Annotated in this window: 11 protein-coding genes and 5 pseudogenes; 4 read left to right on the top strand and 12 right to left on the bottom strand. The window is 37.1% G+C overall.

Annotation, left to right across the window (positions count from 1 at the left end):
* Positions 1-92: 92 nt before the first annotated feature.
* The gene (locus tag BTN50_RS00740) at positions 93-1,523 is read right to left on the bottom strand and encodes a sigma-54-dependent transcriptional regulator (protein ID WP_096618669.1); all 1,431 of its coding nucleotides are present in this window, start codon (positions 1,521-1,523) and stop codon (positions 93-95) included.
* Between the two features lie 145 nt (positions 1,524-1,668).
* Positions 1,669-2,121, bottom strand: coding sequence for an Hpt domain-containing protein (locus BTN50_RS00735; RefSeq protein ID WP_150137384.1), 453 nt, complete (start codon positions 2,119-2,121; stop codon positions 1,669-1,671).
* Positions 2,122-2,783: 662 nt separating this feature from the next.
* On the opposite strand from BTN50_RS00735, the pseudogene BTN50_RS12610 reads away from it, so the two are divergent.
* Positions 2,784-2,948, top strand: a pseudogene (locus tag BTN50_RS12610) (IS5/IS1182 family transposase); the annotation flags it as partial.
* A gap of 691 nt (positions 2,949-3,639) precedes the next feature.
* Here BTN50_RS12610 and BTN50_RS00730 read toward each other — a convergent pair.
* Genes BTN50_RS00730 through BTN50_RS00710 form a run of 5 tightly spaced genes read right to left on the bottom strand, consistent with a single transcriptional unit; the run spans position 3,640 to position 9,163 of the window.
* Positions 3,640-5,169 (bottom strand): SpoIIE family protein phosphatase, encoded by a 1,530-nt coding sequence (locus tag BTN50_RS00730; protein ID WP_096618667.1) that lies wholly within the window; start codon positions 5,167-5,169, stop codon positions 3,640-3,642.
* 2 nt (positions 5,170-5,171) lie between these two features.
* The gene (locus BTN50_RS00725) at positions 5,172-5,879 is read right to left on the bottom strand and encodes a P-loop NTPase family protein (protein WP_096618666.1); all 708 of its coding nucleotides are present in this window, start codon (positions 5,877-5,879) and stop codon (positions 5,172-5,174) included.
* On the bottom strand, positions 5,879-7,984 hold the full coding sequence (locus BTN50_RS00720) for an SLBB domain-containing protein (RefSeq protein WP_096618665.1): 2,106 nt from the start codon (positions 7,982-7,984) through the stop codon (positions 5,879-5,881). Before BTN50_RS00720 ends, BTN50_RS00725 begins: the two co-directional genes overlap by 1 nt.
* Before the next feature lie 8 nt (positions 7,985-7,992).
* Positions 7,993-8,793, bottom strand: coding sequence for an OmpA family protein (locus tag BTN50_RS00715; RefSeq protein WP_096618664.1), 801 nt, complete (start codon positions 8,791-8,793; stop codon positions 7,993-7,995).
* 43 nt (positions 8,794-8,836) lie between these two features.
* Positions 8,837-9,163, bottom strand: coding sequence for an STAS domain-containing protein (locus BTN50_RS00710; RefSeq protein ID WP_096618663.1), 327 nt, complete (start codon positions 9,161-9,163; stop codon positions 8,837-8,839).
* 650 nt (positions 9,164-9,813) lie between these two features.
* On the opposite strand from BTN50_RS00710, the pseudogene BTN50_RS00705 reads away from it, so the two are divergent.
* Together BTN50_RS00705 and BTN50_RS00700 are read left to right on the top strand one after the other, a co-directional pair.
* A pseudogene (locus BTN50_RS00705) lies at positions 9,814-10,636 on the top strand (IS5 family transposase).
* Positions 10,637-10,968: 332 nt separating this feature from the next.
* Positions 10,969-11,523 carry a septation protein A gene (locus tag BTN50_RS00700; protein ID WP_096618662.1) on the top strand — a complete coding sequence of 185 codons (555 nt, stop codon included), beginning with the start codon at positions 10,969-10,971 and terminating at the stop codon, positions 11,521-11,523.
* 319 nt (positions 11,524-11,842) lie between these two features.
* Here the strand turns inward: BTN50_RS00700 and BTN50_RS00695 are convergent.
* From BTN50_RS00695 to BTN50_RS10630, 4 genes and pseudogenes are all read right to left on the bottom strand, one after another.
* A pseudogene (locus tag BTN50_RS00695) lies at positions 11,843-12,759 on the bottom strand (IS5 family transposase).
* Positions 12,760-13,000: 241 nt separating this feature from the next.
* Complete coding sequence (locus BTN50_RS10635; protein WP_235610972.1) at positions 13,001-13,312, bottom strand: hypothetical protein; 312 nt, start codon at positions 13,310-13,312, stop codon at positions 13,001-13,003.
* Between the two features lie 209 nt (positions 13,313-13,521).
* Positions 13,522-14,670: an MFS transporter gene (locus tag BTN50_RS00690; protein WP_223823304.1), complete on the bottom strand. Its 1,149-nt coding sequence runs from the start codon at positions 14,668-14,670 to the stop codon at positions 13,522-13,524.
* Positions 14,671-15,126: 456 nt separating this feature from the next.
* Positions 15,127-15,634 (bottom strand): annotated as a pseudogene (locus tag BTN50_RS10630) (transposase); the annotation flags it as partial.
* 317 nt (positions 15,635-15,951) lie between these two features.
* Between BTN50_RS10630 and rrtA the strand changes: the two are divergent.
* A complete protein-coding gene (gene rrtA / locus BTN50_RS00685; protein ID WP_096618661.1) occupies positions 15,952-16,560 on the top strand; it encodes a rhombosortase in 609 nt (202 codons plus the stop codon).
* 201 nt (positions 16,561-16,761) lie between these two features.
* Here the strand turns inward: rrtA and BTN50_RS00680 are convergent.
* Positions 16,762-17,583 (bottom strand): annotated as a pseudogene (locus BTN50_RS00680) (transposase).
* Positions 17,584-17,842: the final 259 nt, after the last annotated feature.

The raw sequence follows: 17,842 nt of genomic DNA, 5'->3' as shown, positions 1-17,842 counted from the left end.
ATGCCTCAAATAAATATAAATTTTCAGCGCTTAAACCTGTGTTATTTATTGAATGACGATAAAATACGTCATAATGTAGGATAATGAGTATATTACGCTTCACCTGTTTCCCAAGCTTGTTTCTTACGGTATAAGGTAGAAGGGCTAACTTTCAGCAATACTGCTGCTTTCAAAACATTTCCATTACAAAATTCGATAGCATGCTGAATAGCTTCTCGTTCAACGTCCTCTAATGATCGAATACTTAATTCTTCCCCTGATGTTGCAATGCCAACGCACTCAATTGGACTAGCAATTGGTGTAGGATGAAGTGGTACAGTGAGAGATTGAATTTCTTTATCACTCAAGGTTTCGTTAAGAGGTGGTGGCAATTGTGTTACGCTTACTTCCTCACCATCGTGTAGCACCACAATATTGCGTATTACATTTTGCAATTGACGAACGTTGCCTGGCCACGAATAATGACGAAGTACCACTTCGGCTGCGGGTGAAAATTGTAAAAAGATTTTTCCTTCTTCCTGTGCATAGGTTTTAAGGAAACTGGTAGCAATGGTAAGAATATCATTCTCGCGTTCTCGGAGTGGTGGTAACGCAAGTAGTACAACATGAAGGCGATAATACAAATCTTCACGAAATCTACCAGCAGCAACTTCATGAAGGGGATCTTTGTTCGTTGCACAAAGAAAACGAATGTCAACGCTTTCTTCTCTACTACCGCCGACTTTTTGATAACGTCCTGTTTGAATGAAACGCAATAATTTTTTTTGAAGATCTAAATCCATTTCACAGATTTCATCAAGAAATAGAGTGCCACCATTTGCTTGTGCAGCTGCTCCTTTACGTTCGCTGCTCGCTCCAGTGAATGCTCCTTTTACGTGACCAAATATTTCGCTTTCCATTAAGTCATGCGGAATGGCACCACAATTCAATGGTATGAAAGCTTGTTGAGCGCGAGGGCTTTGATTATGAATTGCTTCTGCACACACCTCTTTTCCTGTACCACTTTCTCCAGTAATAAACACTGTTGCTCTACTGGGTGCTGCTGCATCAATGATACGGTAAACATTTTGCATTGGAAGACTTGAGCCAATGAAACCGTGATACGTATTTCGATTAAAATTAGTTGTAATATCATCAACAAGGTGTTGTAAGCGTATATGTTCAAGTTGATTAGTCAATGTAGTTTTGAGTCGTTCAGCACTCACTGGTTTTTCTAAAAAATCATCAGCACCTTGCTGCATCAACTTAACAGCAGTATTGACGGAGCCATGACTGGTTACAATGATGATGGCACAAGGTAAGGCTTGTTTTTTGATCCAACGCAATATGTCTTTTCCAGACATATCTGGTAGCTTGAGATCCAACATGATTAGGTGAGGGGTGTTCTGTTGTAAGTAATTAAGTGCAGTTCGTCCCGTGTTCAAGCACACTAGGTCAATGGGTTCGTTCGATAGATATTTGCTATAAAGATTCGACAATGGTTTAGAGTCTTCAATAAGTAAAACTTGGTATTTTGACTTCATGTGGCTATGCTTCCTCTGAAATATATACCAACGCCATGCAAAATTTATAGTGGTGAAGGTAAGCAAGATGGATAAAATTCATATGCATGTAAGTGTATGACAAAATTTGATTCTACAGCGTGATACATTAAAAACAAGATAATACCTATGTTCTAAACCCCTGTTGTAAGCGCATTTCCAAGGCTAAGAATGATTGTTTTGCTATATTTTCTAGCTGCGCTGTATTATCAATCGCTTGGTCAAAATGTTCATTTAAACAAAATCTTTCAATGCGCCTGCATAATTGACTTAATGCACTGTTGCCATGCGCTGCTGCACTGCTTCCAAGTGTATGAGCCTCAAATTCAAGCGTATAATAATCATTTTCTTTTGCTGCTTGAAGAAGTTTTATTGTTCGCACCTTAGCGTCTTTAACATAGAATGCAACGAGACTGAGGGCTGCATCTGCTGAAGTGTCGAACACTAGTTGTGTCAGCGTCTCTTCATCAATAATGCATACTGGTTTGGTGGGTGTTTTCATGTCATTGGTAGTGTCTGGCCCATTTAATGAGGTAGTGGTGCTGGTTTGTTCAATCAGTGCTGACAACAACTTAAACAATTAGTAATAGCTTGGTGTGAATCATCCATTTCTTGTTTAAGAAGATGTTCTCTATCCATTCACATGGAATGCACGGTGAGCACTATAATATTGATTTTTTGGCTGGTTGCTCCATTTTTTGGATGCGCTATATGATTTTAATTTGACCCATTCCTGGTATGGAGATATTCAGAAACAAAATGTCATAAGGTACTCTACTTTTGACAGCAACTTTTTCTTTCTATTACTAATTATGTATGCAGCCAAATTTAAAAATTCAAGCATAGTATGCAATATAATTTAGTTTGCTGTATTGTCATATGCTAATAAAATTAGCATATGCTTATCTGACTTAAAAGTAGAGTTTCTAGCATTATTATGTAAATTTTTTAAGGTAGAATCTTTCTGTTCAACTAATATTAGCTTTAAAGTGAATAAAAAATTGATCCAACTTCTTGTGAATTTTGTACTAAAAGTTTAATTCACTGTCTTCATGATGTAGGTTATATTCATTTGTCACCATCGAAAACTCATCAAATAATAAAAAAATGTCAATTGTCTATACTAGGTCACGTGTATAAAATTCAGGTCTGCGGCTTACATGCGGCTTTGTTTCCTAACCCAAGGAACTAAATGATTAATCTACGCTTTCAATAACTAGGCTCACTTAAATATTTAAGTCTATGAACAAGCTTATCTACCAAACGACTAACTGGAAGGAGTATAATCAAACCTTAATCAATCGTGGCTCACTAACATTGTGGGCTGATGAAAATGTCATTTAGCTATGGAATCAAACTAAGCAGGGTAAGCATGAAAGACCTCATTTGTTTCGTAACTTAGCCATTGCGATGGTTTTTATGAACAAATGAATATTTCCAATGCTGTTGAGAAGTCTACAAGGATTCATTAATTCTGTTTTTTAAATTTGCTCAATTGCCGTTTTATGTCCTCAATAGTTATGCATTAAAAACGAGCCAAAACGGATAATGTCACGGTTAAGGCGAAAGAATAAAGAAACCATCCCGCACTTAGCCATGGATTTTAGAAAAATCAAAGTCTACGATAAAGACACATAGAAAGTAAAAAATCATGGCACTGATGGGAAACAGAAAGTTTGGTGCACATTACATTTAGCAGTAAATATAAATACGTACTCAATCATTACTGCTGAATTTAATTCAGCAAATGTGACTAATGGTGAAGTGCTACCCACCTTCCTCAAATAAATCCGCTGAAAAATCAATAAAGTATCAAGTAATAATCCTTATGACACATGCAACGTTACGAAACCGTTCGGATTAAACGAGAGGCCACTAATTCAGCAAAAAAGGAACAACTTTTTAAAAACAAGATCATCCGCGTAATTTCGTGATCAACTATTAAAAATTATACAGTTCAAAGCAGCATAAAAAATGAAATACGGTTGCCGTAAATCTTCTCTAACAGAGACGGCAATGTGTTGAGTCAAAAAACTACGTGAAGGTACATTGAGCCTAAGGAATCACAATTCAGATTAGCAAAACCTACTGTAGGGTGTCAATTTGCACGTTGCAGCAATACAAGAGTTGCATCATCACGATACCTTTCTCCTTTACGGTCAAATGTTTGCATTACGCGTTGTGCAGCTTCATCAATCGGTAGTATTAGCGTGTTTTGCAGTGTAGTCATAATGCTATTACTCAAAATTTTCCGAGCCTGATCATTTTCAGCTGCTTCAAATAATCCGTCAGTGTAAATAGCTAGACGCTCATTGTTGGCTAGATAAATAGTGATGCTTTCGTAGTTAGCTCCATAAATAACACCTGGTAAAATACCACCAACATCTATTAGTTGAGTGCACGTTGGCGAAATTTTAAACGGAGCAGGATGGCCAGCGGTAGCAACCTCAATTTTTCCGTTATCCGACAGTACGGCAGAGCAACACGTTAGGATAACTTGTGATAATAAACCATCTTCCAATGCGCTGTCTGAGAGTCTACTCAGTAGCGTTGTACACGGGTTGGTTTCATGGTCAATATGATACATTAGGCCACGTAAATATCCGCCAAACGCATATGAAAAAAATTTTGCAGTGACATCATGACCCATGATATCGACCACATTAAGCATCATGCATCGACTATTCCCACGATGAAGAACGAGGTCACCCCCCCCAATGCCAGTGTTTCGACTAATAACCGTCATTTCCCAACCATATGCTTTTTTGGGTAAGGATGGAGTTAAAGAATCAGTGATGCGTTTGTTCACACGATCAGTGAGCTGTCGGTAAATCTGAGCTGAGCGATTCAATACTCTTGTTACGCTTTGAATTAGTGCGGGTTTACTTACTGGTTTAATTAAATAATCGTCAATACCTAATCCCATCGCACTTTCTAGGATTTCTGGATTGTCTGCATAGGTTAGAAATATGAAAGGAGTTAATAGTGTGTTACTTTCTTTATGGAGTGCTTTTTTAAGGCTTAAGCCGTCCATTCTCGGCATTCTAATGTCTGATATTACTAAATCTACATCTTGTTGGAGCAGCAGTGATAAAGCAGCCTCACCACTTTCAGCGTCGATAACATGATAGTCTTCACACAGATACGCGCTATATAATCGACGCTGGCAGATATCATCATCTACTATCAATATGCTAGGTTTTGTTAAAAATTTTTGACGGTGCCATTTCAAAGTTAGTGTATTTTTACCAATTGTATCATGAATCTTGTATTCCATATCATCAGATAAACTATGAATCAATGCTAGACCTCGTCCTCCTTCTTTATCTTTAAATATATCGTGCAATTGAACACGATCTGGTGGTTTAGGATTCCAGCTTTGTCCGTCGTCACTTAAGTGTAATTTCCAACTATCATTATTGCATTCTAAATCGATATGAATGAATGTAGGCTGAAGGTTTGAATGATTCACAAGGTTTGTGGCAGCTTCTGCAAAACACAACAGTATTTTATTCGTTATGTGGTCAGGTACGGCGTGTTTTTTAAACACATTATTTAAGTTCTTTCTTGCGAGACTGATGGATTTAAGTGTGGCAGGACGACATTCATGACTAACAATTGACACCATGACTAAATCTCCAAAGAGAGCAAATGGCTACTAAGAATTTTATGGCGTAGCATCCTTGCTATTTTGGGTAAATATTTTTGAAGTTTATCTATTTCAAGCAATAAAGCAATTTTTAATGAATGGTTTTTTTTGTCATTTAGGACACAGCCGAGCAAATGTGCGCCTGCATCGTTAAGTCTTTTCACTGATTCAGATACCATGGCTTCTGTAGTTTGTCCTGCCATCACTATAAAAATAGTGCCATCTGCGGCGGCGGCAACACGCTCTGGAGGTATGTTGTTGGCGTTCATGCGAGATATCGGTGATGTATCAAATATGACCAAATCATATTCTTTATGCCATTCTTTCAAATAACCTTCCAATGAATCAGGACGGCGCAGTTCCATGATGATCCCACGTTTTGACGGTGCAATGATGCCAGTACAATAAGTATGTTCTCCGATGACACCAACAAGTTCAGGGCTAGGAAGCAGCCGCTGGGATTTTACTACCGGAGTTATTCCTTGACTCTCTAAGTTAGGATGGTACAGGTTTAAATCAACAATCAACGTTGATTTTCCAGCTAGTAATGACCGTTGCGCAATGGCTGTGGCAAGAGAAGTCACTCCCTCACCTGATTCAGTGGCCACAACGGCCAATGTTTTATAGTCATTACGAACAACTTGAGAGTAAATTCGCTCGACTTCTAAGTTTAGTGGAGAAATATGCATTATATAATACCTATCAATGCTGCGATACCAGCAATCTGGAAAATATCCGTTAAGCTTTGCCGAATTTTCGACGCTGTACTTTCCTGGTGGCTTGGAATATAAATAGTGTCGCCAGCCCGTAACACTGGAAGATCTTGGAATCGTGCTGTACGACTAAACTCCGACAAATTGAAGGTGCGTGCTTGATCTCTACAGCATGATATATTTACAACTGTAATTTTTTCAATGTAGGCGTTGCTACTAGGACCACCTGCTTCTGCAAGCAAGTCTAAAATGGTCATATGATCATCGAATGTGTAGCGACCAGGACGATTTATCGCTCCAAGAACACGGATTGTTTCTTCTTTTGGCCTATCCAGCCAATCGCGATTTTTATCAGGTATGTAAATTGTATCGCCTATTTTGACTTCAGGTAAAATAGTGGTGTCACCGGTTTCAAAAAAAAGAGCTAAATTTAATTTATTAACGCGCGCATGTTTTCCGTCTAAATGAGTCACGCGAATATTGTGTAAGTCGGCATTTACAGTTGGTCCATCTGCCGCCGAAAGAATATCGAGAAAGTGCATTTCTTCGGTAAATCGATAACGGCCTGGGGCACCTACTTGACCGAATACATAGATGGAGCTGTCTGAACTTTGGCGAATCCATTTTGATTTGTTGTCTACAGGATCATCAGGCAAATCATGAACGCGAATGGTAGAACCTGCATTCACTGGAGGAAGATCAGAGTCAGAAAGGCCTTGCTTAATAAATCTGTCAAGGTTAAATATATAAGTTTGAGATTTTGTGACACTGGTTGGTGTTACTACTTCGATCTTGCTTGTGTCTGCACGACTCGTTGGGCCCCCGACATGCGCAAGAAGATCAAGTAATGACATTTCATCTGACCATTCTACGCGGCTTGGGCGCAGTACTTCACCAATTACACGTACCGCACGCTCAGGGGTTACCTTAAGCCATGATTTTTCATTCATATCAAGCTTTTCTGGAACGAAAATAGCATCGCCTGGGTTGACTTGGGGTGGATCCCCAACCAATTTGCCTTCAGTAAAAAGCGTCAAATCAAAGGGGACAGTTGAACCATCTGCTTTAATCACGCGAATTTGTCTACTTTCAGCAAAACGTGTGGGCCCGCCAGCATTTGCAAGAATATCAATAAAAGTTGCGCTTTTTTTGCTTTCATAAGCACCAGGTTTAGCGACTTCACCCATTACGTATACCGTATTTGAGCCTGTTTTAATCTCTTCTTCTTGCTTTGGTACGAAAATAGTTGATCCTTCAATAATGTTAGGAAGAAGTGATTCATCTCCACTATCAAGATATTGCTTCAAATTGAATAGACGCGGTTCATTGCCTGAAATGACACGAATCTGTTCAACAGCGGCGTAGCGAGTTACCCCACCAGCGCGCATTAATAAATCTACCAGATTGTTTTCATCCTTCGCCGAAAAACTACCAGAACGAATTACCTCTCCAAAGACTTTGATAGCTTTTCGGTCTTCTGCCGCATCACCTGAATCGGCAAGTGCCGCGGGATTAAAATTTTGTTCAACGTTACCAATCATTGGCGATGCGGGAATAAATAAGGTATCAAGAGATTGAAGCTGTGGAAGTAGGCTATCATCACCAGTGTCAAGAAATTTTTTATAATCAAAAATAATAATTTCACCATTGCGACGAAGCTGAAAACGGTCAAGTTGTGCACCTGTGCGCAAGCCTCCTGCAGTATAGAGTGCCATTTGAATTGAAGCATTTTGCTTCAAAATGAACTCTCCTGGTTCAGCAACGTAACCTTGAATAATAATAAGTAGCTGTCTTTTACTGACGAATACCTTAAGAGGTGATAAATCTCGGAATACAACACTTAGCATTTCTTTCACCGCACCTAATAATGCAGTCTCTGTCATGCCAAGCACTTGAATCATACCCACTTCAGGAAGAGTGATCCGACCCTGCCGATCAACTTGAAATTCTTTGTTTAGGTTAGCTTCACCTGGTAGCAGAACAGCAATCTGGTCACCGATATTCACGCGGTATTCTTTTGCTAGCGCATTACATGAGCTGCTAAACATCACGGTAATAATAAGAAGGATCATCTGCTGCATCAGGACCCTCATAGCTGATTTTGTCTGTTGAAGTTGACCTCAACTAATTCAATGGAAACACGGCGATTAGTTAGCCTAATCTGTGCTTGATTTCCTTCAAAAAGAGGATCACTTGATCCCACTGCTGCAACAGTTAGGCGTGATGACACAATGCCAAAAATTTGTAGATAACGCTTAACTTGATTAGCACGTGCTAAGGATAATTTTTTATTGATTTTTGTGTTGCCAATAGCATCTGCATGTCCTGTGATGAGCAAGTTGAATTGAGTGATATCACGTAATATCATTGCTGCTTCTGCCAACCTACCCATGTATTTAGGATTTATTTCTGAGGAGTTAAAAGCAAACTGGTTATCAGCATTAAGCAAACTATAAATTTTTTCAGCAAGCTCAGCTGTGGATTGAAAACCAACCGACTTCGGAGGAATGCAGGCTGCACTACTTACTACAGCATCTAGTTGTTTTTCAAGACGCTCTAAGGTGACGCGTTGAACAATTAGATCATTAGCAGCATCAAATTTGAGGCCACCATGTAACTCACGAACAATGCGTTCTAGCATTCGTCTGGCATTAACAACTGATGCTGGAAAACAGAGTTCAGCACCTTCTAATATGAGAACGTCGAGATGACGAGAAGCAAGTTCCCATTCAAAACGTAAACCATGCTCTGGTCCTAGAGGTTCATCTGCCATGACAGGCGACAGCGATGAATAGTGATGCTCTGCCATGCCACCTGTACCATGTTCAGGAAAAGCAGAACAACCTAAAAGGACAACAATGGGTAATAGTAAGCTGAGTAGAGTTTGCATCCCATGCCTCTTACTTTGGAGAGTGTACCTGTTATTATAAGTATTAACGGACAGGAGAGGACATTTCGACAGAAATTGCACTATTAATTCGCAGTAGCTGGATAATTTCCATTGGTTGGCCATGTACTTGTATCAATGATAGTGTGCGTCCTTTTGTTTTTAAGCGTTTAAAGAGAAAAACGATAGCACCAATGCCAGAGCTGTCTAAAAAATCCACATAGCCAAGGTTGAGTATTATGTCCGTTAGCTCGTCTGTAGCAACCACATCATCGAGTTCAGGTTGCATGTCACTGCACCCTTGTGCATCCATATCGCCATATATTATGAGCATAAGTGAATTATTTGATTGTAAAATGTGTTCAATTTGCATAATTCTCTATCTCCCCTGTATAGATACATTGTATTACGCAAATATAATGCCAAATATTTTATTATATGTTAATTTAATGAATTATATTAATTTAATATATGCGGGAGCAGTATTTTTTATTGAAAACTAGTTGAGAGCTAGTCGTTTCGCAATCTGACAATGATTTTAAAAAAATAGCAGTGTCATTGCTATTCCACGTAAATTACTGCCCTTTAGTTTTAAAAATTATTATTGTTATTTTTTTAAAATATCTGAATTCATTGCATTGAAAAAAATACGGTTAAACACTTGCAAAAAATTGTTTAACTACAAATTGGATCATGTCTTCAATTAATTGATTGTGATTCAAGAGTAATACTCACGTCCAGATTTGTTTCATCACTAGAGTTCAGATCATACATTCCAACATAATGAACGATTAAACGGTCACATTCGCTATAAGCATACCTAGCCTGGTCAGTTTATTTAATGCTTTTATTATTCCATAGGTTTCACCCATTTGGACATTATAATCCCTTAGGTTCAATGTCCCCCAAGCAGTTTGTTGACTCTAAATAGTGTCGTTTTTAATAAGCTTTCTCTTCTAAGTCAGGGAACTTAATTAGTAATTTACGATCTAAACAGCTAGGTTCACTTAAATACGTAGATTCATGGATAAGCCTTGCTACAAAAGAACCTACTGGAAGTAGATGATAAAACTTTAATTAATCCTAGTTCACTAATCTCTTGAATAGATGAAAAAGTCATGAAGCTATGGAATCAAACTAAGCATGGTAATCGTGGGAGACCTCGTTTATTTAGCCACTTAGCCATTACAACAATTCTCATGAGTAAACGCGTATTTGCAATACTATTGAGGGTCTACAAATATTCACTAGTTCTATTTTCAAGCTTGCTCAACTGCTATTGTCATGCTCTTATTGTTCATGCATGAGCAAGCGAGTCAAAACGGCTAACGTCACGTCCAAGGCACAGAATAAAGGAAGCATCCAACACTTAGCCATTAATTCTACAAAGCTAAAAGTCTACAGTGAAGAAGAATGAAAAGTAAAAAATATGGCACTGATGGGAAACGGAGAGTCTGATGCGAGTTACATTTAGCCGTAAATATAAATACATATAAAATCATTACTACTGAGCTAAACGCATTAAATCTGACTGACTATACAGCGTTACCTAACTTGCTCAAACAAACCCTTCGAAAAATCAATGAAATATCAACTAATGGTGATTACGACACCAAACAATATTACGAAACCGTTCCTATTAAACGAGCGATTCCATCCATTTCACCAAGAAAAGGAGCAACTTTTTGGGAATGAAGTGTAGTTACGATAAACGTTCCTTATCAGAAGCGGGATGGTTTTTTAAAAAAAACTTCTAAGAGGAACATTGAGCTTAAAAGATCACAATGCTCAAATTAACGAAATTGACGCTATGATAAAAGCGTTAAATAAGCTGCATTTAAATTAAAAAATAAAGCCCACGAAAACCGTCATAATGGCTCAGTTAAAAAATAAAGCAAACCTTCCACGATTTACCGAGTTTAGGTTGATTCAATAACTGTATGACTTCTTTATCCATCCAAGGTGTTAGTGAGCAAGGATTAATTAAAGCTTGATTGTACTACTTCCCAATGATTATTTTGCAAGGAAGCATATTCATAAATGTAAATATTTAAGTGAACCTAGCTTATTTATAGCGTAAATTAGTAATTAAGTTTCGTAATTGAAAAAAAAATTTTCAATAAAAGTATACTATACATGCTTACATTGAAATAAAAAATAATAAGGATACGTATCTGAATGAAACACTTTTTCGACTTTATCCCATTGATTATTTTCTTTGTCCTATACAAAACGCAGGATATTTATGTCGCGACATGGGCACTTATTGTTACCACCATTATCCACATGATGGTGACATGGATACGGTATAATAAAGTAGATAAAATACAGATTATAACCACGGTATTAGTTACTGTATTCGGTGGACTTACGCTTTTTTTTCAAGATGACAGCTTCATTAAATGGAAAGTAACTATTATTTACGCTTTGTGTGCAGGTGGTTTGCTTATATCTCAATTTATGGGTAAGCCATTAATCAAAAGTATGCTTGGTCAAGAGCTTACACTATCCAATGAGGTGTGGCGTAACATAAATTTCGCGTGGATTATTTTCTTCTATGTTATGGCGATTGTAAATATTTATATTGCCTATACATTACCACTGGACGTGTGGGTGAACTTCAAAGTCTTCGGATTTTTTTTTCTGACATTGATATATATATTTGCAACCGGTGTATACATCTACTCACACATGCCAAAAGATACAGTATTACCAAAAAAAAGGAAAAAATAACCTGTAAATAATTTTGGTACAGGTTGCTTAGCCCACTATATTTTCATTTTAAAAAATAGTAATATCACGTAAATAAATAATTTTTCTCTCAGTTTACTTCTGTTACTCATGTCATCATGCTTTCAGATGTAAATGTTTGTGGCATCTGGTTCATGTCTTAGTTTGGTTTTGTCGGCACAGCCTTAGTGAAAAAATATTTTTCAGTCATATTGCGACCATTGCAGAACTTTGTTTCCTAAAGTAAAATGCTAAATTTTGAATCTACGCAGGATTGTTTCCTAATTCGAGTTCAGATAGTAGATCCAAACATTATTAACTATTAGACAATCACTTTCATTTTAGGCACACCTACCCCCTGTCAACTTATTTAAAGCTTTGGTCATGGTGTACATTTCGCTAATCTGAGCATTCTAACCACTTAAGTCCAATGTCTCTTCCAGTAGATCTTTAACTTTGAATAATGCTGTTTCTGCTAGGAAACGTTTATGGTAACCATGCCTCATTTTTCAATGCTGATTTGAACCGCATAACTGTTGGTAACTAACCACTAAATTACACGGATGACCTCATACCGAAAAAGTTGCTTCTTTTATTAGTGGGATGAGTGGAACCGCTCGCTTAATACGAACGGTTTCGTAACATTGTCTAGGATCGTAAATTCTATTGATCGATATTTAATTGATTCCTCTGCAGATCCTGTTTGAGCAAATTAGGCAGCACTTCATCGTCCGTCAGATTTGATGCACTTAACTCAGCCAATGATTTCATGCGTATTTATATATACCGCTAAATGTAATTTGCGTCAGACTCTCCACTCCCCATCAGCACCACGCTTTTTTTACTATTTGCCGTCATCATAAATTTCAAGCCCCATAGAATCAATGGCTAAATGCTGGATGGTTCCTTTAGTCTTCGTCTTGAACGCGACGTTAATTGTTTTGACTCGATTGCTAATGCATGAATAGTGAAGGCATAACAACGGCAGTTAAATTAATTTAAAAACAGGATTAATGAATCCTTGCAGACCTCTAAGTGGCACTCAAAATACGCATTTAACCATGTGAACTGTCGTAATAGTTTAGTTGCGAAAAAACAAAGTTTTTTATGATTACCCGGCTTAGTTTGGTTTCATAGCTGCATAACTTCTTCATCAATCAAGAATGTTAGTGAGCCAAGATTAATTAAAGCTTGATTATACTGCTTCCAGTTAGTTGTTTTGTAAAACAACTTGTTCATATACCTGAATATTTAAATTATTCTATTTGTTTGGAGCGCAGATTAATAATTTAGTTCCTTAATTTAGGAAACAAAGCCTGTTTATTTAGCCGAAAAAATTTGACAGCATTACTTACAACAGTTGAATTAATATTCACCACAGCGTATTAAGACTGTTAAACTGTACTGGTTTGCTGACAAAACCAACACTTAACATTAACAGCCACCAGAATAATCACTCCGCAAAAATGGGTAAATTACACTAATAATAAGCTATTAAATACATAATTAAAATGTCTAACTTTTTTGTATTCATTTTTTCTTCTCTGCCTAAATTTTTTTCAAATTTGGCTTTAATTTCATCGATTAAGTCTGTGATGAAGGACGCTTCTTCTAAAGTAGCACCATCCAATAGCGCACCTTGGATCAAGGCATTAATACGTTCTTTTTTCAAGGTAAACAAGTCATGTAGTGAATAGGCTACTTCCAAGCGTCGCTTCAGAAATTGTTCGACAAAATGACGCTGTATTTCGCCAGAACGTTTTGTATACGCGAGAGCAATGCTCTTTGCCACATCGTTTGCATTAAGAGCAGAACCTCTCAGTGCTAACTTGATGAGTAAGCCTGGATCAGTAGGATTATGTCCTAAAGCAGCAATTATAAAGTTTAAGTTCTGGGTTTGTGGTGTTGATATCCTTCAAATGAAAGATTAGATTAAGTTCTGACGCCTGTAATAGACTAAACGTTGACTTTATAAGGGGTAGTTGCTGGCAATATTTGTGTTCAAATAAATAGTTTTCTGAATATGAGGAAAGCAAATACAAACACGTGGATCGTGGTAATATAATAATATAGCCACACTGCACTAAATGCATTCATTAGCTGACTTGCTACAATAGGCCCAATAACACCGCCCGTCCCTGATAAAATCCGCATGGTACTAATCGCTGGCATTGCTTCTTTTGAGTCAATGTGATCAAAAACTTGGGTAACAGCAAGCGGAAATAAGGCTGCCCCTACCCCTCCCGAAATCCAAAACAAAATAGCAAGTAATTCGATGGGGTAGGAATAAAAATTATCTAACACAATTAAACTATTACTGATAACACCCATAATCATTAGACATGAGGTGATAACATGCTTATCAAAACGGTCGGCTAACCAACCAGTAGGAAATTGTGTGAGCAAGCCACCCATTTGATATGAACCCAAAATTAAGGATAACCATATCCCTGAAATCTCCTTATCATAAGCGTATAGAGATATTAGAGATATACTTGCTGTATTAATCAATCCTGCACAAAAACAAGACATTGTACCTGATGAGGAATATTGCCAAAGTCGTTTTAAGGTTAGTGGTGTGTTTTTAGCCGGTAGCTCAGGAGCTGGTAGTCGGCTCATCGACATAATGATGAGAGAAAAACTCAGAAACACGGAAATTAAGCCAAAAAGACGTGGGTCGCTTTCCCTGAACATGCTGAGCAGGAATGGTGCGATACCGAAACCACCGGCAAAACAGATCTGATACGTTGCATACACACGCCCACGATTACTCCTGTCACTTAATACATTTAGCCAGCTTTCTAATGTGATAAAGCTGGTAACATAGCAAAATCCCGCGATCATTCTCAGGCTACCGGCTAACCAAATATTGCTTGTGTAGCTGTGAATGACGGAAATAATAGAGAGCGTGGCAGCCATGGAGGCGAAAGCCCTAATATAGCCAGCTCGAAGTACCGCGCGTGATCCAAAAAGTCCGGCACAAATTGTGCCAACAGCAAACATACTCATCGCGAAGCCAATGTTGGACGTTTCATAGCCTGTTTCTTTCATGCGGATAGGCAGCATAATGAAGAAAAGATTATGGCTGATCGCAAACCCAAAAATAGTAAACAGGATGGGTCTAATCCTGACAAAAATATTCGTATTCATATCCGGATATTTTGAAATTAAATGGGCGACATTAATTTAATTTAACGTTTGCACTAAAAATGATGAAACGCATAACTCGATGGCTTAGACAGAGTAAAGTGACACTTAGATATTATTTTAATCAAACAGAGCACAGAAACACAAAAAAATATATTTTAAAGATTATGATATCATTGGACGCCTTTGAATATATAGTATTCACTACGTATTTGAATGCTTTTCTTGAGATTATAACTAAATTTTTATTACTGAATAATAGCGGGTTTAGTTTTTTAATTTTAATTTAGATAGCAAATCCTCATATGAGCAACTATTAAATGCTCACTTTTGTTTTAGGTATACCTAAGTCTGTCAACTTATGTAACACTTTTATCATTGCGTTAATTTAGCTAATATGGACATGATAATCTCTTAGGCCTCGTTTCCATAGCTGATACGTGGATGACCTAGCTCCTAAAAAATTGCTCCTTTTCTTGGTGGAATGATTGGGACCGCTCGTTTAATCCGAATGGTTTCATAACAGTGTCTTGTGTCGCAAGCTCCACCGTCTCATGTTTCATTGATTCTTCGAAGGGTCTGTTGGAGCAAGTTCAGTAGCACTGTATCGTCAGTCACATTTGGTACACTTAATTCAACCGTAATGATCTAATGCATATTTATATCTATCGATAAATGTAACTTACGTCAGACTCGCTGTTTCCCATCAGTGCTATGCTTTTTTACTTTTCATTCGGTTTTACCGTAGACTTTGAAATTTGTAGAATTAATGACTAAGTGCTGGATGATTTCTTGGAAATTTGTCTTGAATGCTATTTTCACTGTTTTAGTTCACTTGATAATACATAGATAATGAGGCGTAACAAGGGTAGTTGAGCAAAATTAATGAATCTTTACAGATCTCTCAACAGCATTAAAACACTTTATTGACCATTAAAGCCGACGTGAGGGCTAAGTCACTAAATAAATGAGCATAGTTGTTTAAAACGTAGATTGATAATTTAATTCCCTAATTTAAGAAATAAAGCTTTATTAAATATAGTAATGTTTAGAGTCACAAGACTACTTGAAAGAACGCTTAACCTAAGGAATTACAATCCCTAGATTGCAAAAATCTACGCCATAATACAAGTGTTAAGTAAGCTGACAAGGCTAAATATACCTAAAATAAAAATCATCGTCTCATAATGCACTATGCTGAGACTTACTATCTTAACTAAAATTAGAAAGCAAAACCATATCGACTAGCTTTCTGGTTCATGATCACGACACGCTATCACTTTTATGAATATAAAAGCATGGAATTTATTTTTACCTATATATCGATTACTTGGGTTAATCGTTCTCCTGATGCTCATCGCTCAAATTCCAGTGATTCACCAAATGATAGTGTGGGATCGTGTTGAAATAGAGACGGGTCAATGGTGGCGAATCGTAACCGGTAACATCACACATACCAATGAAATGCATCTTGCAATGAATCTAGCAGCGTTGGTAATACTAACGCTTCTTCATCGTCGATACTACGATGTTCGTTCGTTAATGATCATGATGTGGTGCATGATGGTAGTGATAGGCATTGCCATGTTTTGGAGTCCATTTGCATGGTATGCAGGATTATCTGGCGTATTGTATGGATTATTCGTTTGGGGTGTAATCAATGATATTAAAAATAAGATACCACTAGGTTGGATGTTATTGATGGGGACTATATTTAAGCTGATCCATGAGGCATATATAGGCAAAAATTTTATAACAGCTGAACTTATCGGAGCTGAGATTGCTTATCAAGCACACTGGGCTGGCGCTATTATTGGTGTATTATTTGCTCTCAATACAAAAAAAGTCTTATATAGTTATATATCAGCCTTATTTCTTAAATCAGAGGACTAAATTATCAATCTACGCTCTAAACAGCTAAGTTTACTCAAATACTCAGGCTATGAATAAACAGCGTTACAAAACCACCAACTGAAAGCAGTATAGCCAAACTTTAATTAGTAATAGCACACTAACATGTTGGATTTATAGGCTTTATTTCCTAATTAGCGTTCAGATAACAAATTTCAATATGATTAATTATTAGATGTTCGCTTACGCTGTAGGTATACTTAGCTCGGCTGGCTTATTTAACGTTTTCATCATTGCGTAGATTTTGCTAATCTAGACTTTATAATTCCTTAGGCTTAATGTTCCCTCTGAAAAATTTTTAATTCAAAATATTACCTTTTGATAGGAAACGTTGATGGTAATCATTCCTCATTTTTCAATTCTGATTTGAACCGTATAACTTTTAGTAACGGACTGCTAAATTACGCGGACAAACTTGTCCCCAAAAAATTTACTTCTTTTCTTGGTAGGATGAGTGGAACCGCTAGTTTAATCTGAACGGCTTCGTAACATTCTCTGGTGTAATAAGTTCTATAACCTAGTATTCTACTAATTTTTTGGCTAGTTTGTTTGACCAAGTCAGGTAACACTACACGAGCAGTCACATTTAATGACCTTAACTCAGTAGCAATGATCTCATGCAAATTTATATCTATTGCTAAATGTAACTTACGTTAAATTAACCATTTTTATCAGTACCATGCTCTTTTACTTTTCATTCGTTTTCACCGTAGAATCAATAGTTAAGTACTGAATAATTCCTTTATTCTTCGTTTTAAACGTGACATTAATGGTTGTAGCTCCCTTGCTAATGCATGAATAGTGTGACCATGACAACAGCACTTAAGCCAGTGTAAAAATAAAACTAATCAATCCTTGCAGACTTCTCAATGGCATTGGAAATGTGTGTTTGACCATTAAGGCTATCGTAATGAATAAGATGCTAAACAAGCGTGAGTTTTCATGATTACTTACAGCTTGATTACACTGCTGCCAGTAGGTTGTTCCGTAGTGGAGTTTGTTCATAGATCCTGAATATTTAAGTGAACCTTGCTGTTTAGCGTGTTGATTAAAAATTTAGTTCCCTGATTTAAAAATAAAACCAGTTGCTATAAATATTCCTTAGTAAAAAGACAGCAATAATTAACATCAAAAACCACTGAAAGAACATTGAGCCTAGGGGATTATAATGCTTATATTAGCGAAATCTATACCATGATAGCAAGCATTAAATAAGTCTGACAAGACTAAATATACCTAACACGAAAGCAATTGTCTAATAGTG

The organism is Candidatus Enterovibrio altilux, assembly GCF_002381345.1.
Classification (GTDB): domain Bacteria; phylum Pseudomonadota; class Gammaproteobacteria; order Enterobacterales; family Vibrionaceae; genus Enterovibrio; species Enterovibrio altilux.
This window is presented reverse-complemented; position numbering and strand designations above follow the sequence as displayed.